The organism is Planctomycetota bacterium, from assembly GCA_018242585.1.
Classification (GTDB): Bacteria; Planctomycetota; Planctomycetia; order Pirellulales; family PNKZ01; genus JAFEBQ01.
Genome location: JAFEBQ010000003.1, coordinates 78,779 through 103,767 on the forward strand (window position 1 = coordinate 78,779; position 24,989 = coordinate 103,767).

Below are 24,989 nucleotides of genomic sequence, written 5' to 3' on the forward strand. Positions count from 1 at the left end.
CGCGAGATCGCGTCTTTGCACAGATCCCTCTTGTCGCTGACGCGACACCGACAACAAGTTGTCGGTGCTACCCGGTTGCTGCCTTTGTCTAATCGCTAGCCGCTAATTGCTAATCGCTTCGCGCTGTCTCAGCGCTTCATAGCACAACACCGCTGCGGTGACCGACACGTTCAGGCTGTCCGACTGGCCCAGCATCGGTAGTCGGATCGGGTGGACATCGTCGGCTTGCCACACGGCGTCGAGCCCCTCGGCCTCGCTCCCCAGGATCAACGCCGCCGGGCCGGTCAGATGGGCGTCGGTGTAAACCGTCGCCGCGTCGGGGCGCGCGGCATACATCGCCAAACCACGCCGCCGCAACCAACTCAACGTCTCGGCCGCCGTGGCCTCGACCACCGGGAACGAGAAGATCACCCCCTGGCTGGCACGAATCGTGTTGGGGTTGAACAGATCGGTTGCGCCATCGGCCACGACCAGCGCCGACGCGCCGGCGCCGTCGGCCGAGCGCAATGCCGCGCCGACGTTCCCTGGCTTCTCGACACCGGCCAGCACCACGACCAGCGGCCGCTCGGGCAGACGCAACTCGTCGAGCCGGGCCGTCGGCCGCTCGGCCACCGCGACCACGCCATCGTGACGCTCGCCGTAGGCCAACTTGGCGAAGACGGTCTCCGTGACCGGCGCAATCTGCGCGTCTCCCAGCGCGCCGGCCTGAGCCTGTTGACACAGTTCGCGGGCTTCGGCCGAGCGGCAGAGGGCGGGGCAGATGAACAACTCGGCCAGGCGCACGCCCGCGGCCACGGCGCGCGATACCTCGCGCGGGCCGTCGATGACGATCCGCTCTTGCCGCGCACGGCCGCGCTGGTCGCGCAGCTTGACAAGCTGCTTGACGCGCGGGTTCTGCACACTGGTAATCTCGGGTCCGATCATGCTGCTGATCGTAGCAGAGGAAGACGCTGCGGGCATGGGGGCAGGGGAAGGCTAACCATGACGATACGACGGCACGACGTGAAAACCATGGGAAGAGAGTCTGAACCGCAAAGACGCAAAGGGAGCAAAGAAGGGAGAAAGAAGAAGGAGCACGTAAATGTTGAAGCATTGACCACCCTTTGTGTTCTCTTTGCGAACTTTGCGTCTTTGCGGTTCAAAACTCCTTTTTTGCAGAGCGTCGTCATTTGCTTCCGTTGTGGTTGGTATTCCTGGCGCGATATGATGAGGGCGTCAGAACCCACGATCGTTAGCGAGTGTCCCATGCTTGATTACCCCCAGATGTTTCGCGTCCGCCAGACGTTCGACGCGCCACAGGTCGCCGACATCGCCGGCACGGTCGGCGCCGAGTTGAAGAAGCTCGGGCTCGAACGGACCATCCGTCCGGGTCAAACCGTGGCCATCACCGCCGGCAGCCGCGGCATCGCCAACATCGCCCTGATCATCAAAACCACGGTCGAGCACCTGAAAAGTCTGCAAGCCGAGCCGTTCATCGTTCCGTCGATGGGGAGCCACGGCGGCGGCACGGCCGAGGGGCAAGTCGAAATCCTCCGCGGCTACAACGTCACGCCCGAGTATTGCGGCTGTCCGATTCGCGCGTCGATGGAAACGGTCGTCGTCTGCCAGGCCGACGAAGGCTTCCCAATCCATTTCGACAAGCACGCTTCGACGGCGGACCATGTGCTGGTCTGTGGTCGCGTGAAGCCGCACACCGGGTTTGTCGGCGATATCGAGAGCGGGCTGATGAAGATGATGCTCATCGGTCTAGGCAAGCACAACGGCGCGATCATCTATCACCGGGCCATTCAAAACTACAGCTTCGGTCAAATCCTGCGCAGTGTCGCAGGCCAGGTGCTGAAGCGCTGCCGAATCGTGGCGGGTTTGGCGATTGTCGAAAACCCGTACGACCAGACGGCGTTGATCGAGGCCGTCGCGCCGCAAGATTTCGAGAGCCGCGAGCGCGAGTTGCTGAAGCTGGCGGCGGCCTGGCTGCCACGGTTGCCGTTCGAGCGGACCGACGTGCTGCTGATCGACGAGATCGGCAAGAACATCAGCGGCACCGGCTTGGACCCCAACGTGGTCTATCGCAAGCGGATGACCCCCGCGGCGGGCGAGCCGGGCGGACGTGGCAACGTGCGGCGGATTATTGTTCGCGCGCTCACCGAAGCCACGCACGGCAACGCGACGGGCATCGGCCTGGCTGATTATGTCTTGAAGCGCGCCGTCGAGCAGGCCGACATGGAAGTCACCAAGATCAACTGCATTACCGGCGGCCATCCCGAGGCGGCGCGACTCCCCTTGAGCTTTGCCACCGACCGGGGCGCGATCGACGCGGCCATGGCGACAATCGGGCTGGTCGATCCGATCGACGCGCGAGTCTGCTGGATTCACAACACGCTTCACCTGGTCGAAGCGGAGTGCTCGGTGGCTTATCTGGCCGAGGCGCGGGAGCGGAAGGATTTGGAGATCATCGTCCCACCGCGCCCGTTGCCATTGGATGCGACCGGCAACTTGCCCCCACCGGGCAGCCATTGGGGCGCCGGGCATTAAGCGACGACGCGGCACTTTCTGGCCGTTCGCATTGCCCTCGAAAAGACGCTAATATCCACGGACTTGCTCCTTCACTGGTCGCGTGGAGATTCGATTGTGCGTTTACGTCCGCTGGGCCGCACGGGTCTGCATCTGTCGTGGCTGTCGTTCGGCGCGTCGTCGCTGGGCCAAGAGTTCCGCAGCGTCGATTTGAACGAAGCCCTCCGTTCGGTACACGAGGCGCTGGAACTGGGGATGAACTTCATCGACACCTCGCCGTACTACGGTCGGGGGATGAGCGAAGTGCTGCTGGGCGTCGCTTTGCGCGATGTGCCGCGAGGGAAGTACCTGCTGGGGACCAAGTTCGGTCGCTACGCGCCCAGCCATTTCGATTTCAGCTCGCGGCGCGTCGTCGAAAGCGTCGACGTCTCGCTCGAGCGGATGAAGACCGACTATCTGGACATCGTGCTGTGTCACGACATCGAGTTCGTCGACATGCAGCAGATCGTCGACGAGACCCTGCCGGCGCTCCGCAAGCTGAAACAACAAGGCAAGGTCCGCTTCATCGGCGTTAGCGGCTATCCGATGAAGATGTTTCGTTACGTCCTCGATCGGACCGAGCTGGACGTGATGTTGTCGTACAACCATTACACGCTACAGAACACCATGCTGGCCGATCTGGTGCCGTACCTGAAGAGCAAGAACGTCGGCATCATGAACGCGGCCCCCTTCTCGGCACGCTTGTTGACCAATCAAGCCCTGCCCCCGTGGCACAAGGCCACGCCCGAGGTGCGGGCCATCTGCAAACAAGCGGCCGAGCATTGCGCCGCGCGGGGCGTCGACATTGCCCAGTTGGCGCTGCAATATTCGATTGCCAACGAAGAGCTGACGACCTGTGTCGTCGGCTCGGCCAATCCGGCGAACGTCCGCCGCTGGGTCGAATGGTCCGAAAAGCCGATCGATCAGCCGTTGTTGAACGAAGTGCTGGCCATCTTGAAACCGATCCACAACTGGCACTACACCGAAGGCCGTCCGGAGAACAATGACCCGGCGCCGGGGTAGGATTAGCCACGGAGACACAGAGTCACGGAGGATTACACGGAGAGAATTGAGATAAAGATGCATGGCGAAGCACCAATGACCAAATCTCAATGACCAATAAAAGCGATAGGCGAGCAGAATCTTTGGTCATTGGTCATTGGACATTGGTGCTTGGTTATTACTGACTCGTCACCTCCGTGCTTAACTCAGTGTCTCTGTGCCTCCGTGGCAAACAAACTTAACCAGAGGTATACGCACGCATGAAGGCACTCCAGCTCGAGGCTCCTAAGCAGTTCCGGCCGATTGATGTTCCCGAGCCCGGCAAGCCTGGGCCGGGCCAGGCCCTGGTCCGCGTTTATCGCGTCGGCATCTGTGGCACCGACATCAGCGGCTACCTGGGCAAGATGCCTTTCTTCAAATATCCACGCATCCCGGGACATGAGCTGGGGGTCGAGGTGCTGGAAGTTGGCTCCGGCGTCACGAACGTCAAGCCGGGCGATCGCTGCGCCGTCGAGCCGTACATGAACTGCGGCAACTGCCACGCCTGTCGCAAGGGGGCGGGCAATTGCTGCGCGAATCTGAATGTGATCGGCGTGATGATCGACGGCGGGATGTGCGAACGGTTCGTGCTGCGTGCCGACAAGCTCCACCCGTCGACCAAGCTGACGATGGACCAGTTGGCGCTGGTCGAAACCTTGGCCATCGGCTGTCACGCGGTGAACCGGGGCGCGCCGGTCAAGGGCGAGAACTGCCTGGTCATCGGCGCGGGGCCGATCGGGCTGGCCACGATCGAATTTGTCAAGCTGTCGGGTGCGCGGACTTTGGTGCTCGACATGAACCAGCAGCGGCTCGACTTTTGCAAAGAGACGATGAAGGTCGACGAGACGATTTTGCTCACGCAAAACGTCGAGGCCGACCTGCGCCGCGTGACCGATGGGAACCTGCCCGACGTGGTGATCGACGCCACCGGCTCGAACGTGTCGATGTCGGCGGCGTTCGGCTACGTAGCGCCGACGGGGCGGTTGGTCTACGTCGGCATCACGACCGGCGAGGTGACGTTCAAGCACCCGGTCTTCCATCGCCCCGAGGGGACGCTGCTTTGTAGCCGCAATGCCCTGCCGCCCGACTTCACGCGAATTATCAAGTTGATCGAAGATGGCCAGATCGACACCCGGCCGTGGATCACGCACCGGACGCCGATCGACGGGCTGATCGCGGCCTTCCCGTCGTACACCCGCCCCGAGACCGGCGTGATCAAAGCGGTGGTGGAAGTGTGTTGAGGGGGGAGAAGAGGGGCTAGGGACTAGGGGTTAGGGGCTAGGGCGGCGAGAGCCGCGAGTTGGTGAGCACGGCGTTCAGTCGCCGGTTTTTGTCGCCCCTTGCGGACGTGCCTGCGCGCTGGCGTAATAGGGGGCGCTGCGAGCAGCGAGCGATTAGCCCGTAGGTCAGGCCTTGGCCTGACGGAGGCTCGTTAAAGCCACTTGTCAGGCCAAGGCCTGACCTACAAATCTAGCGATTAGATCGACAAGAAGTCTGAACCGTCTCTCTGGCTAATCGCTAATTGCTAATCGCTCCGCCCAACAACTGACCACGGACCACTGACAACGGACCAACAAAAAATGCTCACGCTCGGTAAATACTCGTTCGGCATGGGGGATCGCTTTGCACATCAGGCCGAGGCCCAGTTACGGGCTTGCCTCCGCGCCGCCGAACAAGGGGTCGACATCGTCCCCGTCTGGAACAAGTCGTACCGCGAACACACCACCGTCGGCTCCGAACCGCCGAGCGTGTTGGCCGCCGCCCAGGCTGCCGTCACCAAGCTCGGTTGGAAGCGGCCGTTCCATATCGACGCCGATCACATTCGGCTCGAAACGGTCGACGGCTTTATCGGCACCAGCGACTTCTACACCGTCGACGTGGCCGAATCGATCGGCAAGCCGGCCGATCCGGTCGCGGTCCGCCAGTTTGCCGACGCCCACCCGCAACTGGTCGGGCGCATTTCCATTCCCGGCATCGCGCAACCGTTCGAGATTTCGCGCGCCGACGTCGAGCGGATCGCGGGCAAGTATCTCTTGGCGGTTCAGGAAGCCGGCCGGATCTACCGGCACATCGCCGAGAAGAAAGGGACCGACAAGTTCATCACCGAAGTCTCGATGGACGAGACCGACAGCCCGCAGACTCCGCCGGAGTTGTTGGTGATCCTGGCGGCGATCGCGGCCCAAAAAATTCCGATCCAGACGATCGCCCCCAAGTTCACGGGGCGGTTCAACAAGGGGGTCGACTACGTCGGCGATCTAGTCCAATTCGAGAAGGAATTCCACGACGACCTGGCGGTGATCGCCTATGCGGTCGCGCAGTTCGGCTTGCCCAAGAACTTGAAGCTGAGCGTCCACTCGGGAAGCGACAAGTTCTCGATCTATGGGCCAATTCGGCGTTGCCTGGCCAAGTTCGACGCCGGCTTGCACATCAAGACGGCCGGCACGACGTGGTTGGAAGAGTGCATCGGTCTGGCCGAAGCAGGGGGCGACGGGTTGAAGGTGGCCAAGGAAATCTACGCCAAGGCGCTCGACAAGCGCGACGCCCTGTGTGCCCCCTACGCCACGGTGATCGATATCGACCCGAAGAAGTTACCGCCGGTTGAGCAAGTGAACGATTGGAGCAGCGAGCAGTTCGTGGCGGCGCTAAGGCACGACCCGAAATGCCCCGACTTTAACCCGCACCTGCGGCAATTGATTCACGTCGGCTACAAGATCGCGGCGCAGATGGGTGACAAGTACCTGAATTGCTTGCAGACCTGCGAAACGACGATTGCCAAGAACGTGACGGGCAATTTGTATGACCGACATTTGAAGCCGTTGTTTCTTTGAGGAAGTTGCTAGCGGCTAGTTCCTAGTTGCTAGTAAAAACCCTCCACCTGATGCCTTTCCCTAGCAACTCGCAACTAGCAACCAGCAACTTTTCTCCCCCATGAAATCCGCCGTCACCATCAGCCTCGTCAACGAAGCCCGCGGGGGGCCGTTTGTTTTTTGGGACGACCTGCCCGGGGCGTGTCGCGTGGCCCGCGAGTTGGGCTTCGACGCCATCGAGTTGTTCGCACCCGGTCCCGACGCGGTCGAGCCGGCGACGCTGCGCCGGTTGCTCGATGAGTATGGTTTGAAGCTGGCCGCGGTTGGCACCGGCGCCGGCTGGGTGAAGCACAAGTTGAATCTGTGCTTGCCCGACGCCGAGGCACGGCGCAAGGCCGCCGCGTTCATCCGCTCGATGATCGACTATGGCGGATCGTTCGGCGCGCCGGCGATCATCGGCTCGATGCAAGGTTGCTGGGGCGATACGATCGACGCGGCGACGGCGCACGGCTGGTTGGCCGAGGCGCTGCACGACCTGGCCGAGCATGCCCGCAAGTATGGCGTGCCGCTCGTCTACGAGCCGTTGAATCGTTACGAAACCAACATGGCCACCACGGTCGAGCAGGGGCTGCAGGTGATCAGCCGGGCGCGGACCGACAACCTGGTGTTGCTGGCCGATTTGTTCCATATGAACATCGAAGAGGTCGACATCGCGGCGGCCCTGCGCGCCGGCGGCAGCAAGATCGGCCACGTTCATTTTGTCGACACGAACCGTCGGGCAGCCGGCTTGGGGCACATGGAGTACGCCCCGATCATTGCCGCGCTGCGATCGATCGATTACCAAGGATACTTGTCGGCCGAAGTCCTCTCCTGGCCCGACGCGACCGGAGCGGCGATGCAGACGATGGTGGCGTTTAATAAGTTGCTAGTTGCTGGTTCCTAGCAGCTAGTAAAGACCTTCCATCTGATGCCTTTCACTAGCAACCAGCAACTCGCAACTAGCAACTTCTTTCCCCATGCTCAAACACAAACTCATCCATCCCCAGTTAAACGAGATTCTTGGCCGGGCCGGCCATCATTCGAAGGTGTTGATCGCCGACGGGCATTACCCGGCGTCGAGCAAGCGCGGCCCCAACGCCGAGTTGGTGAGCTTGAACCTGATGCCCGGCGTGGTGACGTGTACCCAGGTGCTCGAGGCGATCCTCTCGGCCGTGGCGGTCGAGGAGATCAATACGATGATGTACGAGCTCGAGGGGCCGTACGCCTTGAAGTCCGATCCGCCGGTCTGGGACGAGTATCGCGCGGTCATCAAGCGCGAAAAGCTTGGGGTCGAACTCAGGCCGATCGAGAAGTGGAGCTTCTACGACGCGGTGGCCACGCCGGACCATGTCCTGACGGTGCAAACCGCCGACCTGCAGCGCTATGCCAACGTGCTGCTAACGATTGGTGTGAGAATGAATTAAAAGTTGCGAGTTGCTGGTTGCTAGTTGCTAGGGAAATGCGTCCACTGGATTGTCTTAACTAGCCGCTAGCAACCAGCAACTAGCAACTTTTCTATACGAGGCCCCCATGCACTTCGCACGCGCTCGCTGGGTGTTCGCTCTGATCCTCGGGCTGTTCGTGTCGGCTTTCGCTGTGTTGGCGGCCGCTGACGATGCCAAGGCGCTGAAGCCGGGTGACAAGGTCACCTTCGAGCGGGCTGGTCAGAAGGAGACCGGCGAGTTCATCGAATACACCAAGCCTGGTTGGCTGCGCCTGAAGGTGATTAACAAGCAGGGCAAAGAGATCACGATCAGCGTGCCGCCGGAAAAGGTTGACGGGCAAGGGGGCGCGAAGGTTCGGGTCGAACGGCCGCGGCCAGACCGATCGGCCACCGACAAGCCAGCCACTCCGCAGAACCCTGACGGCGCGCCAGCCGAACGACCTGGACGACCGATGGTCGGGCCCGGTGGGCGACCGGGCTTTGGCCCTGGCATGCGCCCTGGTTTTGGACCTTTGGGACGCGGCGCGCTGCCGCCAGGAGGCGCGCCAACCGTCGGCGCGGCTAAGCCGACCAGCGAACCCTTCAACGGCGACGCGATTCCGAAAGCGGGAGACGAGCTCGCCGGCGATCGACTGGCGCTGCAGGGGGCTTGGGAGCCGTTGGTCGCGCAGGTCGATGGCAAGATCATGCCGAACGCGGACCTGTACAAGTTCAAAGTCAATTTCAGCCCGCTCGAAATCACCTGGACGCTTAGCGAGTTTCGGTTCAGCGTCGACGCCAGCTCGAGCCCCAAGCGAATCAAGATCTGGGATGCCAAGAACCCGATCAAGAACGGGCGCAAAGGGATTTACGAGCTCGACGAAGGTGCGTTGAAGATTTGTCTGAACAGCAGCATTGATGACCCCTGGCCCCAACAGTTCGACAACGTCGAGGGGAGCCGGTTCATCTATCTGATCTGCAAGCGCGCAGGCGCAGCGCCGGCCGTGGCGTCGGCGTCATCATCGCCGCCGCCGGCCGCAGCTTTGCGCGCGGCCACGCCTGCGGAGCGCCAGGCGATCAACACCTTTGTCGAGCGCGCGGCCAACCTGCTCGACGCCGAGAAGTACGACGAATTCGTGGAACTGGCGATCCCGGCCGCGTTGGTCAAAGGGGCCACCGCCGATGGTCGTCAGCAGCAGATGGGCTTCTTGAAAGAGGTGCGAGAGAAAATGGCAATCACGCTCCGAGCGCTGAAGAACATTGACCCACGGATGAACGAAGGGGGTACGGTAGCCACGTTCGACGCCAGCAAAGTCACCACCGGTATCCCGGCCCCGTCCATCAAGCTCGAGTTGATCGACGGCCGCTGGTGTTTGGGGAAATGAGAAAAGTTGCGAGTTGCTGGTTCAAAAAGTTGCTGGTTGCTAGTTGCTAGCGGCTAGTAAAGACACACCACTAGACGCCTTTCGCTAGCAACTAGGAACCAGCAACTAGCAACTTCTCCCCCCCATGCTCGACTCCCATCAGCACTTCTGGCAACTGAGTCAGCCGTTCAATTATGCGTGGCTTCGCGCGCCGGAATTGGCGCCGATCTGTCGGGACTTTCTGCCCGAAGATATCCTGCCGCACTTAAGGGTGACCGGCATCGCGCGGAGCATCTTCGTGCAAACCCAGCACGACCTGGCCGAGAACCGCTGGGTCTTGGGACTGGCCGAGCGTTACGACTTTGTGGCCGGCGTCGTTGGCTGGGTCGATTTGGCCAGCCCAGCTTGCGCCGATCAGTTGGCCGAGTTCCGCGCGCACCCCAAGTTCGTCGGCGTGCGCCACGTCACCCAGGATGAACCGGACGACGACTTCATCATTCGCCCCGATGTGCTGCGCGGCCTGCGCGTGCTGGAGCGGGCCGGCGTGCCGTTCGATCTGCTGTTCTACGTCAAGCATTTGAAGCACGCGGCCACGGTCGCACGCCACGTCCCGACGTTGCCGCTGGTGATCGATCATCTGGCCAAGCCGCGTGTCCGCGAGCACGCGCTCGACGATTGGCTGCCGGCGTTCCGCGCGGCGGCGGCATGCCCGAATGTCTATTGCAAGCTGTCGGGGCTGGTGACCGAGGCGGCTTGGCACGCCTGGACCGTGGCCGACTTGCAGCCGTACGTCGCCGCGGCCTTGGCGCTGTTCGGACCCGAGCGGCTGATGTTTGGCAGCGACTGGCCGGTCTGCGAGTTGTCGGCCAGCTACGAAGAAGTGTTCGCCAGCATGCGACAGGCGCTGGCCCCCTTGAGCGCCGCCGAGCGCGAACAAATCTTCGGCGGCACGGCCGCGAAGTTCTATCGCTTACCGGCGTAAATCGACGAGACGGCGCACGCGACTTGGCCAGACGTTATACTCAGCGGTCGCTGTCGCTCGACTTTCCTGCCCGTTCCCTGCTGGAGGATGCTCCATGTCTCGCGCACCTTTCGTCTGGACCGCCGCGTTATTGTTCGCCGCTCCCTCGCTCACGTTGGCGCAGCTTCCGAATGATCCGAGCGCGCCCAAGATTCCGCGCGGCGGCGTTCCACCGCTGCCGGGCGAAATACTGCGGCCGGCGATGCGCGAGCCGGTGACCTTGTTTGACGTGACGACTGCCGGCGGCATCGAACTGTGGCCAGGCAAGGCACCCAGCGAGACTGGCAAGATTGAACCCGAGAAGCTTAGCGTTGGCCGACCGGGCCAGCCCCCCGAGCGCGTCGAAAACGTCACGCAGCCGACGATCACGATCTATGCTCCGCCGGCCGAGTGGCGCAACGGCGCGGCAATCATCGTCGCGCCCGGCGGCGGCTACCGGATGCTCGCCTGGAACAAGGAAGGGGTCGAGATCGCCCAGTGGGCCAACTCGCTGGGCATGGTGGCGGCGGTACTCAAGTATCGCGTGCCACGCCGCGAAGGACAGCCCGAGGCCGGCCCGCCGCTCCAGCCGTTGCAAGACGCGCAGCGCGCGCTCAGCTTGCTGCGCGCGCACGCCAGCAAGCTGCAAATCGACCCGACCAAGATCGGCATGATCGGCTTTTCGGCGGGGGGGAGCCTGGCCGCGAATCTGTCATGCAACTACGCCCACCGAGCTTACGAATCGATCGATGACTCGGATCGTTCGAGTTGCCGGCCCGACTTTGCCGCGTTGATCTACGGCGGCGGTATCGTCGACAAGGCCACCGGCAAGCTCGGCGCGCAATTCAAGGTCGACAAGCAGACCCCGCCGATGTTCTTTGCCGTGGCGGGTGACGATCTATCAGCCGCCGACAACAGCATTCAGTTGTACCAGGCAGTCCGGGCCGAAAAGCTGCCGGCCGAACTGCACGTCTACTCGCGGGGCGGCCACGGGTTCGGCATGCGCGCCGTGCCCGGCACCGCGGCGGCCACCTGGCCCGCGGCCTGTGAGCAATGGCTCCGCGACATCGCGGTCTTGCCGGCCCCTTCGGCCGCTTCCAAGTAAGTTAGCCACGGAGACACGGAGGCCTGCACGGAGAAGGCAGTGGGGCAAGGGTGACGAATAACCAATGACCAAGTCGCAATGACCAAAAAAGCGGACTCGTTGAGTAAATTGGTCATTGGTGCTTGGACATTGGTCATTAACATTCATTCCATTCTCCGTGCTTCACTCCGTGCCCCCGTGTCTCTGTGGCAAAAAAAGAGCCTGAGCCAACGTGAACCAGCCTGCTGAAACGACGGCGCGGCCCAGGCCGCAACTCTCGTTGTGGGATGCCGCTTCGATCATCGTTGGCATCATCATCGGCTCGGGCATTTTTCAATCGACGCCGACGGTGGCCCGCAGCGTGCCGAGCGAAGCGGCGCTGATGCTCGTCTGGGCGCTCGGCGGGCTGTTCGCCCTGGCCGGGGCGCTCTGCTACGCCGAGTTGTCCACTGCCTGGACCGCCGAGGGGGGCGATCTGGTTTACCTGTCGCGCGGCTATGGCTCGTGGGCGGGTTTCATTTTTGCCTGGGCGCAATTGTGGATCATTCGGCCCGGCTCGGTCGGCGTGCTGGCCACCGTGTTCGCCAACTATGCCCAAGAGCTGTGGAACCTGGGCGACTCTGGCATGCTGATCTACGCGCTCGGCTCGACGTTGTCGCTGACCGTGGTGAATTTGTTCGGCTTGCGCCGCGGCGCGTGGACGCAGAATGTGTTGTCGGCCGCCAAGATCATCGGGCTGTTGGCCGTCGTGGTCTTGGGTTTGCTGACACCGGCGCAACCTCACGATCCCCAAGTCTCCCAGCTCATCGCGCGGGATATTTCGACCAACTGGGCGCTGGCCCTGATCTTCGTCCTGTTCGCCTATAGCGGCTGGCACGAAATGCCGATCGTGGCGGCCGAGGTTCGCGATCCCAAGCACAATCTGTTCCGCGCGCTGCTGCTGGGCACCGCGTCGGTCGCGGCGATCTATTTGCTGGTCAACTACGCAATGGTCCACGCGCTCGGGCTGGAAGGCCTGGGTAAAAGTCACGTGCCGGCCGCCGATGTCGCGGCACTGACACTCGGCGACTTTGGCCGGCGGTTCGTGGCCGTGCTGGTCTGCGTGTCGACGCTCGGCGCGTTGAACGGCATGACGTTGACCGGCTCGCGGCTGTACTACGCGCTTGGTTGCCGACACGCGCGGTTTGCCTGGCTCGGCCGGTGGGACGAGCGGCGCGACGCGCCGACCGCCGCTCTGGCGCTCGAAGCCATCCTGTCGACGAGCGTGATCGTCGTCATGTGGTGGGTCTACGCGGCCAGCGGCGAGATGTTCGACAAGCTCGTGGCCTTCACCGCGCCGATTTATTGGCTGTTTCTGGCCGCGTCGATCAGCTCGTTGTTCGTCCTCCGAGTGCGCGAGCCCGACACGCCGCGGCCGTTCCGCGTGCCGTTGTACCCTGTCTTGCCGCTGGTCGTCTGTCTGGTGTGCGCATACATGGTCTACGCTGGCGTCGACTATGCCTGGGCCAATTGGTCGTGGGAGTCGGCCTGGTCGCTGTTCATTCTGAGCGTCGGGGCCGTGCTCGCCTGGCTGGATCGTGGTCGCGCCGCGCCGCTGGAAGGAGCGACCGATCGATGAGCGTCGCGCAAATGATCTTGTTGGCACTGGTCTCGTTCGTGGCCGGCGCGATCAACTCGGTGGCTGGCGGCGGCACCCTGCTGACGTTTCCGGCCCTGGCCGCGGCGCTGGCCGTGGCTCGCCAGCTCTCGCCCGCCGATGCCAAGGTGGCGGCTAACGCGACCAGCACCGTGGCGCTGTTCCCCGCCTCGGTGGCCGCCTTGTGGGGCTATCGACGCCAGTGGCCGGCCGCGCGCGGCTGGGTTCCTTGGCTGATTGGGCCGAGCTTGCTGGGGGGCTTGATCGGCGCGCTGTTGTTGATCGAGCTGCCGTCGAAGGTGTTCGACGCGCTGGTCCCCTGGCTGATCCTGACAGCGGCGTCGCTGTTTGCGCTGCAGCCGGTGATTGCGCGAGCGATGGGCATCGGCGCGGCCCACGACGCGCCGACCCGCGGGCGGGTGCTGGCGATCATGGGGTTTCAACTCCTGGTGGCGATCTACGGCGGCTACTTCGGCGCCGGGATCGGCATTCTGATGCTCAGCGCGCTGGCGATGATGGGGCTGCCTGACATTCACGTGATGAACGCGCTGAAGAACCTGCTCGGCTCGTGCATCAACGGCGTGGCCGTCGTGGTGTTTATCATGTCGGGACAGATCGACTGGCCGATTGCTGGCCTGATGGCCGTCGCGTCGATGACCGGCGGTTATTGCGGGGCGCTGATGGCCCAGCGGACCAACAAGAACCTGATCCGTTGGATCGTGATCGCCATCGGGTACACCCTGGCCACGTGGTACCTCTGGCAGGAGTTTGGGGAGAAGAGGGGCTAGGGGCTAGAGAAATCGGCCAATAGACCCCTGTCTAACTACGCTAAGCTCGGCACGAGTGCATGATCTCATCGTAAATCTTAAGCGAGCCGTGGTCTCAAGCCGTCGAAAGCTCGTGTTTCTCATGCTAATGACTGGGTTATTGACCGTTAGATGGATTCTGATTTCCGTAGTTGCGATAGTGCCCCACCCCCCGGTTCTCCACCAGATCGGCGAATCCAAGGGATTCGCGTAGCAAATCCCTGCGACTAAACGGCTTAACATGCCTGCCACTGGACGCTCCCTACGCCCCGGCCGCTTGTCAAGCTGGCCCCGAACCGGTAACCTCGAAGGTTCGTATCAAAGACGCAAACTGTCCGTGCGACCGGCTCTACGTATGCGCCTGGCCGTGAACACCGATCTAAGTCGGTGACCGGCCGGGGTGAGTCGGCGTTTTGGCCCACCCATCGATCCTCTTCTCCCAGTCAAACGCCATGATCGCCGGTGTCCCGGCCGCCGAGCGGCCCGACCAGCAACGGATCGTCATCACCGGCATCGGCCTGACTGCGCCCAATGGCAACAATCTGGCCGAGTTCCGCGCCGCGCTGTTGGCCGGCCAGAGTGGCGTCCGCCCCTACGAGATTCGCTACATCGGCGCAACCGTGGCCGGCGTGTGCGGTTTCGACGAGCTACGCTATCAGAAAAAGAAAGACGTTCGCCGCGGCACCCGAGCCGGCAGCGTGAGTGTCTATTGCGCTCAAGAAGCAGTGGCCGACTCGAAGCTCGACTGGGCCGGCCTCGATCCGTCGCGCGTGGGCATCTACATCGGCGTGACCGAACACGGCAACGTCGAGACCGAAAACGAGATTCACGAGCTGAAGGGTTTCGACTACGACACCAAGTTCTGGTCGCACCATCACAACCCACGCACGGTGGCCAACAACCCGGCGGGTGAAATCTCGCTGAACATGGGAATCACCGGCCCGCATTACACAATCGGCGCCGCCTGCGCCGCCGGCAACGCGGGCTTGATCCAAGGGGCCCAGATGCTCCGTCTGGGCGAGGTCGACGTGGCCTTGGCCGGCGGCGTGTCGGAAAGCATCCACACGTTCGGCATCTTCGCCAGTTTCAAGAGCCAAGGAGCGCTGGCCTGGCACGACGACGCCACGCGGGCTTCGCGACCGTTCGACAAGCAGCGCAACGGGATCGTGGTGGCCGAAGGGGGCTGCATTTACGTCCTGGAGCGGTTGAGCGACGCTCGCGCTCGCGGCGCGAAGATCTATGGCGAGATCGCCGGCTATGCGATCAACAGCGACGCCACGGACTTTGTGCTGCCCAACGCCGACCGGCAGGCCGAATGTGTCGAAAAGGCGCTCCGCAGCGCTGGCATCTCGGCCGACGAAGTGAACATCGTCAGCACCCACGCCACGGGCACATCGAGCGGCGACGCCCAAGAGTGCGCGGCCCTGCGACGGGTGTTTCACGACTGCCCGAACACGTACTTCAACAACGCCAAGAGCTTTATCGGCCACGCCATGGGGGCGGCCGGCGCACTGGAGCTGGCGGGGAACTTGCCGGCCTTCGACGACCAGACTTGTCACGCCACGATCAACGTCCAAGAGCTCGATCCCGAGTGCGCTTTGCCGGGTTTGGTGGTGAACGAGGCGCGGAAGATCGGACCAGTGAACTACATTTTGAACAATTCATTCGGCATGTTGGGCATCAACTCTGCCGTCATTGTCCGACGTGTCGACTAAACAAGCCTACGCAGGAGTTGCCTGGATGACATCGGCTGAGATTCGCGAAGCGATTATCGAAATCCTGGAGGACATTTCTCCCGACGCCGAGTTGGGGGATTTGAAAGACGACGTCGCGTTTCGCGAACAGTTGCAGTTGGACAGCATGGACTTCCTGGACATCGTGATGGAGCTGCGCAAGCGATACCGCGTGCAGATTCCCGAGGAAGACTATCCACAACTCCGCTCGATGCAGAGCACGGTGACGTACCTCGAACCGGTGATGAAGGATTTGCAGAAGGCCTGAGCGGTCGGTATCGAGTGACGCGCCGGCATTCGACGCGCTAACAATTCAACGCCATGAGCGAGTTCCAGAACAACCCCTTCTCCCTCCGGGAGAAGGTGGCGGCGCTAGCCGCCGGATGAGGGTTCCGCTTCAATCTGGCGCGATGCCTCGACCCTCCCCCAGCCCCTCCCTGAAAGGGAGGGGTGTTCGTCGGTCCCGCTTGAAACCTTTTCCGCGTTCATCGCCTCACAACCTATCAATAGCGCAAGCGCGATGTACGACGTTCTGATCATTGGCGCTGGCTTGTCGGGATTGGCCGCCGGGATCCGGCTGGCCCATTACGACAAGCGTGTCGCCATCCTCGAACGCCACACCACGATCGGCGGCTTGAACTCATTCTACCGACTGGACGGTCGCAACTACGACGTCGGTCTGCACGCGGTCACCAACTTCACGCCCAAGGGCGCGCGGCAAGGCCCGCTGGCCCGGCTGCTCAGACAGTTGCGCTTCTCGTGGGACGATTTCGCGCTGTGCCCGCAGGTGGGCTCGCAGGTCGCTTTTCCCGGCGTGACGCTCGACTTTGACAATGACTTCCGCAAGTTCGAGTCGCAGGTCGCCGAGCGGTTCCCCGCGCAGATCGACGGCTTTCGCCGGCTGGTGGCCGCGCTGGTCGACTATGACCAGATGGACGGCGCGCACGACCAGCCGTCGGCTCGAGCCGTGGTGGGCCAGTATGTGACCGACCCGCTCCTAGTCGAAATGATCTTCGCGCCGGTGTTGTACTACGGCAGCGCCCGCGAAGACGACATGGACTGGGTGCAGTTCTGCATCTTGTTCCGCGGGGTCTACCTCGAAGGCTTCGCCCGGCCGTGGGCCGGCGTGCGGCCGATCTTGAAGCTGCTGGTGCGGCGGTTCAAGGAGCTGGGGGGCGAGCTGCGCTTGCGCGCCGGCGTGAAGCAGATTGTCACTCGCGATGGCCAGGCCGCCGGCGTTGAGTTGGACGACGGCACGCAACTGGAAGCGCGGACTATTCTGTCGAGCGCCGGCTGGCTCGAGACGATGCGCCTTTGTGACCAGCAGCCTGCGATCGACGCCCAGGCAATCGGCCAGTTGTCGTTCATCGAGTCGATGTCGATCCTGAACTGCGAGCCCCGCGCGCTGGGCGTGGACCGGACGATTGTCTTCTTCAACGACAGCGACAAGTTCCACTGGCGGCGGCCCGACGGGCTGGGCGACGTGCGGAGCGGCGTGATCTGCTCGCCGAATAACTTTCAATACGACCAGCCGCTCGAAGAAGGCATCGTGCGAATCACGGCGCTGGCCAACTTTGACCGTTGGCAGGCCCTGGCCGAGCCCGACTATCGCGCCGCCAAGCGCGACTGGTACGAGCAGATGCTGGCGTCGGCCGTCCGGTTCGTGCCCGACTTCCGCGGGTCGATCGTGGCCAGCGACATGTTCACCCCCACGACCATCAAGCGGTTTACCGGCCACGAAAACGGCGCGGTCTACGGCGCGGCCGTCAAGCATTACGACGGGCTGACCCACCTGAAAAACGTCTTCTTGTGCGGGACGGACCAAGGTTTCCTTGGTATCATTGGCAGCATCGTCAGCGGCATCAGCATGGCGAACAGGCATGTGTTGTCGCGAGAAGTTGCTGGTTCCTAGTTGCAAATAAAAAGTTGCTAGTTGCGTGTTGCTAGTTGCTAGCGAAGACAAGGAATTAGGACACCGCGCCGATGCCCAACGCATTTCTTCTAGCAACCAGCAACTAACAACCAGCAACTTTTTCCCCACCCCCATGGCCAAAGACTTTCTCAAAGACGCCCGTGACTATTACGACGTGATCGTCATTGGCAGCGGTCTGGCCGGGCTGACCTCGGCCAACACCTTGGCCAAGCAGGGGCGCAGCGTGCTGCTCTTGGAGCATCATTACCAGTTGGGCGGCATGGCCACCTGGTTCAAGCGCGCCGGCGGGCACATCTTTGACATTTCTTTGCACGGCTTTCCGGTCGGCATGATCAAGAGCTGTCGCCGGTATTGGACGCCGGAAATCGCCGACTCGATCGTGCAGCTCAAGAACATCCGCTTTGACAACCCGATGTTCTCGCTGCGGACCACGTTCACGCGCGAGGATTTTACTCGCCAGCTTGTTGAACGGTTCGGTATCGCGGCCGAGACCGTGACCGCGTTCTTCGACGCGGCGCGGAACATGAACTTCTACGACGACCAGCAGACCACGGTCGGCCAGTTGTTCCAAAAGTTCTTCCCTGGGCGCGAAGACGTGATCCGGCTGTTGATGGAGCCGATCACGTACGCCAACGGCTCGACTCTGGAAGACCCGGCCATCACTTATGGCATTGTGTTCTCGAACTTCATGTCGAAGGGGGTCTACACGTTCCAGGGGGGGACCGATCGGCTGATCAATTTGATGCGCGCCGAAATGGAGCGCAATGGCGTGGACGTGCGCATTCGCACCGCGGTCGACGCCATCGGCGTGAACAACGGCCGGGTCGAAAGCGTGACAGTCAACGGCCGTGTGATCCGCGCCGGCTCGGTGATCTCGAATGCTAATCTTCTGAACACCGTCTTCAATTTGGTCGGCGAGCAGCACTTTGACCGCAAGTTTGTCGACGACGCCAAGGCCGTGCGGCTGAACAATTCGAGCACGCAGGTCTACATGGCCCTGCACCCGGGTGACGCGCTGGACGAAAGCCACGGCGACTTGCTGTTCAGCTCGACCGCGCCGCTGTTCCGAACCGATGCGCTGCTGAGTCGCGACATCACCAGCCGGACCTATTCGTTCTATTATCCGCGCACGCGCCCCGGGACCGATCGCTCGATGATCGTGTCGAGCACCAACGCGCGGTTCGAGGATTGGGCCCACCTGGACGAAGTCGCTTACGCCGCCTCGAAGCAGGATTTGATCGACGGCACGATCGCGGCCCTGGAACGATACATTCCCGACGTTCGCACGCGGCTGGCCTACACCGAAGCGTCGACGCCGCGGACCTTCGAGCACTACACGCGCCACCAGCGCGGCGCCAGCTTTGGCACCAAGTTCGAAGGGCTGGCCGTCAGCCGGGCTCTGCCCGAGCAGGTTCGCGGTCTGTACCACGCGGGGAGCGTGGGGATCATCATGTCGGGTTGGCTCGGTGCGGTGAACTACGGAGTGATCGTCTCGAACGAAGTTGACAGCTACCTGCTCAAGAGCGCGACCGCCGCGGGGGCGAACTCGGCGTCGGCCTCATCCACGGTGGCGGCGTCATGAGCCGCGACGCGATCCTGGCCGCCATCCCGCACCGGCCGCCGATGCTGCTGTTGGACGAAATCGTCGAACAAAGTGACGACCGCATCGTCTGCCGTAAACACTTCTCAGGGGAAGAAGACTTCTTTGCCGGGCATTACCCGCAGTTTCCCTTGGTGCCGGGAGTGCTGTTGTGCGAGGCGGCCATGCAAGCCGGAGCGGTGCTACTATCGAAGCTGGTCGCCGGCAAGGCGGGCGTACCGGTGGCCACGCGGATGAACGACGTCCGGTTCAAGCAGATGGTCCGCCCGGGCGATACGATTGACATCGAAGTCAAGCTGACCGAGCGGTTGGCCGAGGCGTACTTCCTGCAAGCCACGGTGCGCACGGCCGGCAAGCTGGCCGTGAGGTTCGACTTCGCATGCATGCTGGTCCCGCCCGGCTGACGGTATTTGCCACGGAGACACTGAGACACGGAGTGAAGCACGGAGAGTAGAGCAAGAAAGGAAATGCGAGGGTTTCAATTGTCCTGTCGCTTGTCTTCAATTAAGCATTTCGCATTAAGCATTTGATTTCCTCCGTGCTCCCCTCCGTGTCTCAGTGCCTCTGTGGCTAAGCATTTAAGGTTCGCATGACCGACTTTCTGCAACTGGCCGACAAAACGATGCTGGTCTTTGGCCTGGCCAATCGCAAGAGCGTGGCCTGGCACGTGGGGCGCGTGTTGCGCGAGGCCGGGGCCACGGTCGTCCACGTCGTCCGCACGCCCGAGCGCAAGCAAGAAGTCGCCAAGCTCGTCGACGGGGCCGACGTGTTCGTCTGCGACGTCGAGTTTCCCGAGCAGCTTGCCCGCGTGCGCGAAGAGATCGCCGCCAAGCATCCTAAACTGCACGGTATTGTCCACTCGATTGCCTTTGCCGATTATCCGCCGGGGGGCCCGCGGCCGTTTCACGAGACCGACAAGGGAGCGTTCCTCAGGGCGGTCGACATCTCGTGCTATTCGCTGCTGGCGATTGCCCGCGAGTTTCAGTCGCTGTTGGACCCCGACGGGTCGGTGGTGACGATTTCGATTTCGACCACGCGGATGGCGTCGGAAAACTACGGCTTCATGGCCCCGGTCAAGGCGGCTCTCGATTCGTCGTTGGCCTTCCTGGCCAAATCGTTCAGCCAGTTCTCGCGCGTCCGGTTCAACGCCGTCGCCCCGGGCTTGCTGAAGACCAGCGCTTCGGCTGGCATTCCCGGGTACGTCGATTCGTACCTGTTCGCCGAGCAGGCCACCTTGCGCCGCGCCGCGGTCAAGACCGAAGAAGTGGCGTCCGCCGTGGCGTTCCTACTCAGCCCGCGGTCGAGCGGCATCAACGCCCAGCAGTTGGTCATCGACGCCGGCATGTCGGTGAACTACTTCGACCGCGAGATCGTCACGCGCGTCGTCGGCGACAAGTAGACTTAAGCGGGCAAGTTTTGAACCGCAAAGACGCAAAGGTCGCCAAGGAAGACCAGAAGAATTGAATCGCAGAGGACGCTGAGCAGCGCAGAGAAAAGAACGGAAGTAACGATCTCCGCGCCTCCCTGCGTGCTCTGCGATTCAAGCTGCCTTCTGTATTATCTTTGCGTCCTTCGCGTCTTTGCGGTGAAAAGGTATTAATTGCTTGCCAGCCGCGCACCTGATTGGCCACAATTGCCATCTCTTTCCTGCCGTTGATCTCCTGCCGAACCGCTGGGAACCTCACCATGAGTCGCCGCCTGGATCGCCTGGCTCTGTTGGTCGTCGTCGTGTTGCTCGTTCCGGCGTGGAGCTGGGCGCAGCAGCCGGTCACGCAGCTCGAATACATCGGCTCCGACGCCGCCACTGGCAGCTCGCAAGCCGTCGTGGTCGGGCCGGCCAATCTGCTGCACACCACGCAACTGTTCGCGCTCGAACCGCAAGGGTCGGTCGTCGGCCGCACGGCCACCGAGCAAGCCCACAAGGTCTTCGACCTGCTGGCCACGGTGCTGCAGAACTCGGGCAGCGATATGAGCGCGATCGTCAAGTTGAACGTCTGTGCGACCAGCGATGCCGCCGCCGCCGAAGCCCGCGCCGTGATGGCTGCACGCTTCTCTGGCGGCAACAAGCCGGCCGTGACGTTTGCCGTGGGCAAGCTGGCCCATGCCGACGCGCTGGTTGCGGCCGACGCCGTGGCGGTCACGTCGATCAAGGCTGTGCCGGGCCAGGCGCTGCGCGAGCGTGTGGCCGTCGTCCCTTCCCCGCCGAGCGGACTGGGGGGCGCGCACGTCGGCGTGCTGCCCGCCGGTCCCAAGGTTTATGTTTCGGGCGACGCCAAGCCGGGGGACATGTCCGAAGCCACGGCCGCCACACTGGCCAGTCTGGACAACACGCTCAAGGAACTCGGGCTGACTCGCGAATCGGTCGTGCAGTTGAAGTGCTTTTTGCAGCCCATCTCGGCCGCCCCGTTGGCCGAAGCCGAGATCGTGAAGTTCTTCGGCGGTCGGCCCACGCCGGTGGTGTACGTCGAATGGACGATGGCCGGCCCGATCGAAATCGAGCTGATCGCCACGCCGCCCCTGTCGAGCGCCGCGGCCGGATTGCCCAAGAGCGAGTCGGTGGCGTTCTTCACACCCTCGGGCGTCAAGGCGTCGCCGGTCTTCAGCCGCGTGGCTTGTCTGAACAGCAGCCAGACGATGTACATCTCGGGCCTGCACAGCAACACGGCCGGCGACGGGGCCCACGAAGTGCGCGAGGTGTTCCAGCACCTGCAAAAGCTGTTGGCGCTCGGCGGCAGCGATCTGCGCCATCTGGTCAAAGCGACGTACTATGTGACCAGCGACGACACGAGCAAGCAGCTCAACGCGCTGCGCCCCGAGTATTACGATCCGGCTCGGCCGCCGGCGGCCAGCAAGGCGTCGATCGCCGCCACCGGCGCGCCGGGGCGCGCGTTGACCGTCGATATGATCGCCGCGCCACCGAAGCGCTAACGCCAGACGGGCCTAATACGTGCGACTTGCCGACATTTTTATCGAAGTGGGCAGTAACCAACAATGAGCGATGGCATTTTTGTCCTCAACGGCGAGCAACTCGTTGAACTCACGGTTCAGCCTTACGAAACAGAGGACGATTTTCAGGCGATCCTCGCCAAGCATCCGAATTTGTTGGCCGGCGGCCAGATGAATCGCGCTGAGCCAAGGCGCTGGCTGCTCATTTCGCGCGAGGTGTCGGTCCCTGGCGAACAGGATGGCGGTGGCCGCTGGTCGCTCGACCACTTGTTTCTCGACCAGGATGCCATTCCCACGCTCGTTGAAGTAAAGCGCAGCAGTGACACGCGAATTCGCCGTGAAGTCGTGGGCCAATTGCTCGATTACGCGGCCAATGCGGTTGCCTACTGGCCGGTGGAGAAAATGCGTGCGGAATACGAAACATCGTGTGAAGCGCGCGGTGTTATGCCAGAGCAAGAAATAGAAAGATTCATCGGCCAGGCGGGGACTGTGGACCAGTTCTGGGAACAAGCGAAAACGAATTTGCAGGCGGGAAAAATCCGCCTGGTTTTTGTCGCCGATATCATCCCGCCCGAGCTACAGCGGATTGTCGAATTCTTAAACAAGCAGATGGACCCCGCCGAGGTGCTGGCGGTCGAGATCAAGCAATACACCGGCCCAGGGCTCAAAACTCTGGTGCCTCGCGTCATTGGGCAAACCATTGAGGCGGGGCCGCGTGACAAGCGATCTTGGGACGAGACGTCGCTGTTATCGGCCATAGATACTCAATTTGGGACGGGGACACGTAATGCGGCGGCGGCCATCATCCAATGGGCAAAGAACGCTGCTTGCGAATTGCGCTGGGGCGAAGGAACGACGTACGGCTCGGTTACCGTCGGCTTCACGCACCGCGATTTTTCCAACGTCTTGTTCACGCTTTATTCGCTTGGCAGGGTCGCGTTGCGCATGAAACGGCTCAAGCGGGTTGCGCCGTTTGACGCGCCGAGCATGCGACAGGAGCTTTTAGATCGACTGGCAAAGATACATGGCGTGTCGATGTCGGGAGACCTGCTTGATGGAGAGCCGGCGTTCGACCTCGCCGCGCTTGAAAGCGGAGCAGCAAGGGAACAGTTCTTTAGCGTCATGAACTGGTTGCGGGATGAGATTGTCAGGCGATAGGTCGCCTCGTAGTTCCGATTTGCATCACTCTCCGCCGCTGGCCTTGGCCGACTGCGCTCCTTACAATGCGCCACATCTCATAGGCGCATTCGTCGGCCGACTCATCTTTTGCGGCAAGGAGTGATACGATGGCCAAGCTGATGTCCGATGACGGGCTGAATCTGATCTTTCGCGACGCGCGGACCCATTTCCATTGGCTCGACAAGCCGGTCGACGACGAGCTGCTGAAGCAAGTTTACGAGCTGGCCAAGTTCGGCCCCACGTCGGCCAACATGAGCCCCATGCGCCTGGTATTCGTCAAATCGGCGGCGGCCAAGGCCGAGCTCAAGCCGGCCCTCGATCCCGGCAACGTCGACAAGACGATGGCGGCGCCGGTCACGGCCATTGTCGGCATGGACCTGCGCTTCTACCAGTTGCTGCCCAAGCTGTTTCCGCACGCCGACGCCCGGTCCTGGTTCAAGGACTTGCCTGAGAATGTGCTCGAGACGATGACGCTGCGCAACTCGTCGCTGCAGGGGGCCTATTTGATGCTGGCGGCGCGATCGCTGGGGCTCGATTGCGGGCCGATGTCCGGGTTCAACAACGCGGCGGTTGACGCGGCGTTCTTCGCCGGCACGACGGTCAAGTCGAACTTCCTCTGCAACCTGGGCTACGGCGACGCTGCGAAGCTCTATCCGCGCAGCCCGCGATTGGAATTCAACGAAGCTTGCCAGATCGTGTGACGCCGCCGGGCGATCACGCGCGGGGGGATTTAACCACGATGACACGACGAAGATGCGCCACAACGAGGGCGAGAGCGACCACGTCGTTGGGGCAGGGGTTGAAGTGCTAGGGCCAAACCGCCTGCGTCTATGATTTGACGTCGCCATTGTGTTCAGCCCAGCACGCTGTTTGGGTTTAGCGCAAGTTGCAGGGCCAAAGGCCCGACCCCATACCAGCCTGGGGCAACGCCCCAGGTATGCGTCGCGCCACAATGCCCAAGGGCTGAAAGCCTGCCCCAACCTAATCCCAGGCATAGCGTTCATCGAAATCGACGCCATATTTGGTCAACAAGGCGCGGAATTCGTCCTGGAATGATCGCGTGCGATGATGTTCTGCTTGGTTGTCGATGTAAGCGACCAGCGCGTCAACGTCCTTGGGCGAAACCGAAAACGCGGCATAGCCGCGCTGCCAGGCGAACGCGCCCAACGAGGCGTCTTGCTCCTTAACCCACTTCGATGAAGCGGTTTTCACCTCTTCTACCACGTCGGCAATCGTCTCGGTGCGCGACAGCCGGATTGCCAGGTGAACATGGTCAGCGGTCCCGCCGACGCGAAAACATTCGCAACCCTTGTTGCGGGTGACGCTGGCAAGGTAGGCGTGGAGGTTCGGCAGCCATTCCGTGCTGAGCCAAGTCTTGCGGCCATGCGTGCTGAAGATCAGATGCACGACTACCAGGCTCAGCGATTGTGGCACGTCAACAGTCCGATGGGGCGGGCTTTCAGCCCTTGGAATTAAATGCGCCATCGTACCTGGGCCGTTGGCCCAGGCTGGTATGGTGCGCACCTTTGGTGCTTGAAAATGCCATCGCGGCAAGCACAAAGCGATCGTTAACGACTTGATGAACTAAGGTCATCGCCGCAGCCACCAGCCCATGCCACCAATGATCGCCGCAATCGGCCCGAAATAGAATGCCAGATTGAACAGCGCGAGAACCCACATGTCCGAGAGGTAATCGCTGTAAAACGGTGGCTCGTAAAACACCATGCCTCCAATACCAACAACTGACGCTACAAGACCGGACAAGCATACAGCTTTCCATGTTGCACTCTTGCTCTTTTCTGAACTCGTCATGACGTTGCGGTGATTCGTCCTTGGGAAAACCCTCGG

Annotated in this window: 23 protein-coding genes; 20 read left to right on the forward strand and 3 right to left on the reverse strand. The window is 62.2% G+C overall.

Annotated elements, in window-relative coordinates; genetic code table 11:
• Nucleotides 1–102: 102 nt before the first annotated feature.
• Nucleotides 103–924 carry an RNA methyltransferase gene (locus tag JSS27_01460; GenBank protein ID MBS0207597.1) on the reverse strand — a complete coding sequence of 274 codons (822 nt, stop codon included), beginning with the start codon at nt 922–924 and terminating at the stop codon, nt 103–105.
• A 321-nt stretch (nt 925–1,245) separates the two neighbouring features.
• On the opposite strand from JSS27_01460, the gene JSS27_01465 reads away from it, so the two are divergent.
• From JSS27_01465 to JSS27_01560, 20 genes are all read left to right on the forward strand, one after another.
• Nucleotides 1,246–2,532 carry a [Fe-S]-binding protein gene (locus JSS27_01465; GenBank protein MBS0207598.1) on the forward strand — a complete coding sequence of 429 codons (1,287 nt, stop codon included), beginning with the start codon at nt 1,246–1,248 and terminating at the stop codon, nt 2,530–2,532.
• Between the two features lie 96 nt (nt 2,533–2,628).
• Nucleotides 2,629–3,573 carry an aldo/keto reductase gene (locus tag JSS27_01470; protein MBS0207599.1) on the forward strand — a complete coding sequence of 315 codons (945 nt, stop codon included), beginning with the start codon at nt 2,629–2,631 and terminating at the stop codon, nt 3,571–3,573.
• A 239-nt stretch (nt 3,574–3,812) separates the two neighbouring features.
• The gene (locus tag JSS27_01475; protein ID MBS0207600.1) at nt 3,813–4,832 is read left to right on the forward strand and encodes a zinc-binding alcohol dehydrogenase family protein; all 1,020 of its coding nucleotides are present in this window, start codon (nt 3,813–3,815) and stop codon (nt 4,830–4,832) included.
• 339 nt (nt 4,833–5,171) lie between these two features.
• Nucleotides 5,172–6,419, forward strand: a complete 1,248-nt coding sequence (locus JSS27_01480) for a hypothetical protein (GenBank protein ID MBS0207601.1) — start codon at nt 5,172–5,174, stop codon at nt 6,417–6,419.
• Nucleotides 6,420–6,519: 100 nt separating this feature from the next.
• Entirely contained in the window at nt 6,520–7,341 is an 822-nt protein-coding gene (locus JSS27_01485) for a sugar phosphate isomerase/epimerase (GenBank protein MBS0207602.1), read from the forward strand.
• 73 nt (nt 7,342–7,414) lie between these two features.
• The gene (locus tag JSS27_01490; GenBank protein MBS0207603.1) at nt 7,415–7,861 is read left to right on the forward strand and encodes an RbsD/FucU family protein; all 447 of its coding nucleotides are present in this window, start codon (nt 7,415–7,417) and stop codon (nt 7,859–7,861) included.
• 106 nt (nt 7,862–7,967) lie between these two features.
• The gene (locus JSS27_01495; GenBank protein ID MBS0207604.1) at nt 7,968–9,245 is read left to right on the forward strand and encodes a TIGR03067 domain-containing protein; all 1,278 of its coding nucleotides are present in this window, start codon (nt 7,968–7,970) and stop codon (nt 9,243–9,245) included.
• 124 nt (nt 9,246–9,369) lie between these two features.
• Nucleotides 9,370–10,206 carry an amidohydrolase family protein gene (locus JSS27_01500; GenBank protein ID MBS0207605.1) on the forward strand — a complete coding sequence of 279 codons (837 nt, stop codon included), beginning with the start codon at nt 9,370–9,372 and terminating at the stop codon, nt 10,204–10,206.
• 94 nt (nt 10,207–10,300) lie between these two features.
• Entirely contained in the window at nt 10,301–11,329 is a 1,029-nt protein-coding gene (locus JSS27_01505; GenBank protein MBS0207606.1) for an alpha/beta hydrolase, read from the forward strand.
• 211 nt (nt 11,330–11,540) lie between these two features.
• A complete protein-coding gene (locus JSS27_01510; GenBank protein ID MBS0207607.1) occupies nt 11,541–12,926 on the forward strand; it encodes an amino acid permease in 1,386 nt (461 codons plus the stop codon).
• The gene (locus JSS27_01515) at nt 12,923–13,732 is read left to right on the forward strand and encodes a sulfite exporter TauE/SafE family protein (GenBank protein MBS0207608.1); all 810 of its coding nucleotides are present in this window, start codon (nt 12,923–12,925) and stop codon (nt 13,730–13,732) included. Before JSS27_01510 ends, JSS27_01515 begins: the two co-directional genes overlap by 4 nt.
• A gap of 470 nt (nt 13,733–14,202) precedes the next feature.
• Nucleotides 14,203–15,465 carry a beta-ketoacyl-[acyl-carrier-protein] synthase family protein gene (locus tag JSS27_01520; GenBank protein MBS0207609.1) on the forward strand — a complete coding sequence of 421 codons (1,263 nt, stop codon included), beginning with the start codon at nt 14,203–14,205 and terminating at the stop codon, nt 15,463–15,465.
• A gap of 25 nt (nt 15,466–15,490) precedes the next feature.
• Nucleotides 15,491–15,751, forward strand: a complete 261-nt coding sequence (locus JSS27_01525) for an acyl carrier protein (protein MBS0207610.1) — start codon at nt 15,491–15,493, stop codon at nt 15,749–15,751.
• A 252-nt stretch (nt 15,752–16,003) separates the two neighbouring features.
• On the forward strand, nt 16,004–17,395 hold the full coding sequence (locus JSS27_01530; GenBank protein ID MBS0207611.1) for an NAD(P)/FAD-dependent oxidoreductase: 1,392 nt from the start codon (nt 16,004–16,006) through the stop codon (nt 17,393–17,395).
• Between the two features lie 133 nt (nt 17,396–17,528).
• Nucleotides 17,529–18,998, forward strand: coding sequence for an NAD(P)/FAD-dependent oxidoreductase (locus tag JSS27_01535; GenBank protein ID MBS0207612.1), 1,470 nt, complete (start codon nt 17,529–17,531; stop codon nt 18,996–18,998).
• Complete coding sequence (locus tag JSS27_01540) at nt 18,995–19,420, forward strand: beta-hydroxyacyl-ACP dehydratase (protein ID MBS0207613.1); 426 nt, start codon at nt 18,995–18,997, stop codon at nt 19,418–19,420. The genes JSS27_01535 and JSS27_01540 overlap by 4 nt, the downstream gene beginning before the upstream one ends.
• Before the next feature lie 185 nt (nt 19,421–19,605).
• Nucleotides 19,606–20,415 (forward strand): SDR family oxidoreductase, encoded by an 810-nt coding sequence (locus tag JSS27_01545; protein ID MBS0207614.1) that lies wholly within the window; start codon nt 19,606–19,608, stop codon nt 20,413–20,415.
• 287 nt (nt 20,416–20,702) lie between these two features.
• Nucleotides 20,703–21,944 carry a RidA family protein gene (locus JSS27_01550; GenBank protein MBS0207615.1) on the forward strand — a complete coding sequence of 414 codons (1,242 nt, stop codon included), beginning with the start codon at nt 20,703–20,705 and terminating at the stop codon, nt 21,942–21,944.
• Nucleotides 21,945–22,007: 63 nt separating this feature from the next.
• Nucleotides 22,008–23,120 carry a hypothetical protein gene (locus JSS27_01555; GenBank protein ID MBS0207616.1) on the forward strand — a complete coding sequence of 371 codons (1,113 nt, stop codon included), beginning with the start codon at nt 22,008–22,010 and terminating at the stop codon, nt 23,118–23,120.
• A 128-nt stretch (nt 23,121–23,248) separates the two neighbouring features.
• Nucleotides 23,249–23,842 (forward strand): malonic semialdehyde reductase, encoded by a 594-nt coding sequence (locus JSS27_01560; GenBank protein ID MBS0207617.1) that lies wholly within the window; start codon nt 23,249–23,251, stop codon nt 23,840–23,842.
• A 280-nt stretch (nt 23,843–24,122) separates the two neighbouring features.
• Here the strand turns inward: JSS27_01560 and tnpA are convergent, their stop codons facing one another.
• Nucleotides 24,123–24,575 (reverse strand): IS200/IS605 family transposase, encoded by a 453-nt coding sequence (tnpA, locus tag JSS27_01565; protein ID MBS0207618.1) that lies wholly within the window; start codon nt 24,573–24,575, stop codon nt 24,123–24,125.
• Between the two features lie 156 nt (nt 24,576–24,731).
• Nucleotides 24,732–24,953 carry a hypothetical protein gene (locus JSS27_01570; protein ID MBS0207619.1) on the reverse strand — a complete coding sequence of 74 codons (222 nt, stop codon included), beginning with the start codon at nt 24,951–24,953 and terminating at the stop codon, nt 24,732–24,734.
• Nucleotides 24,954–24,989 lie beyond the last annotated feature (36 nt).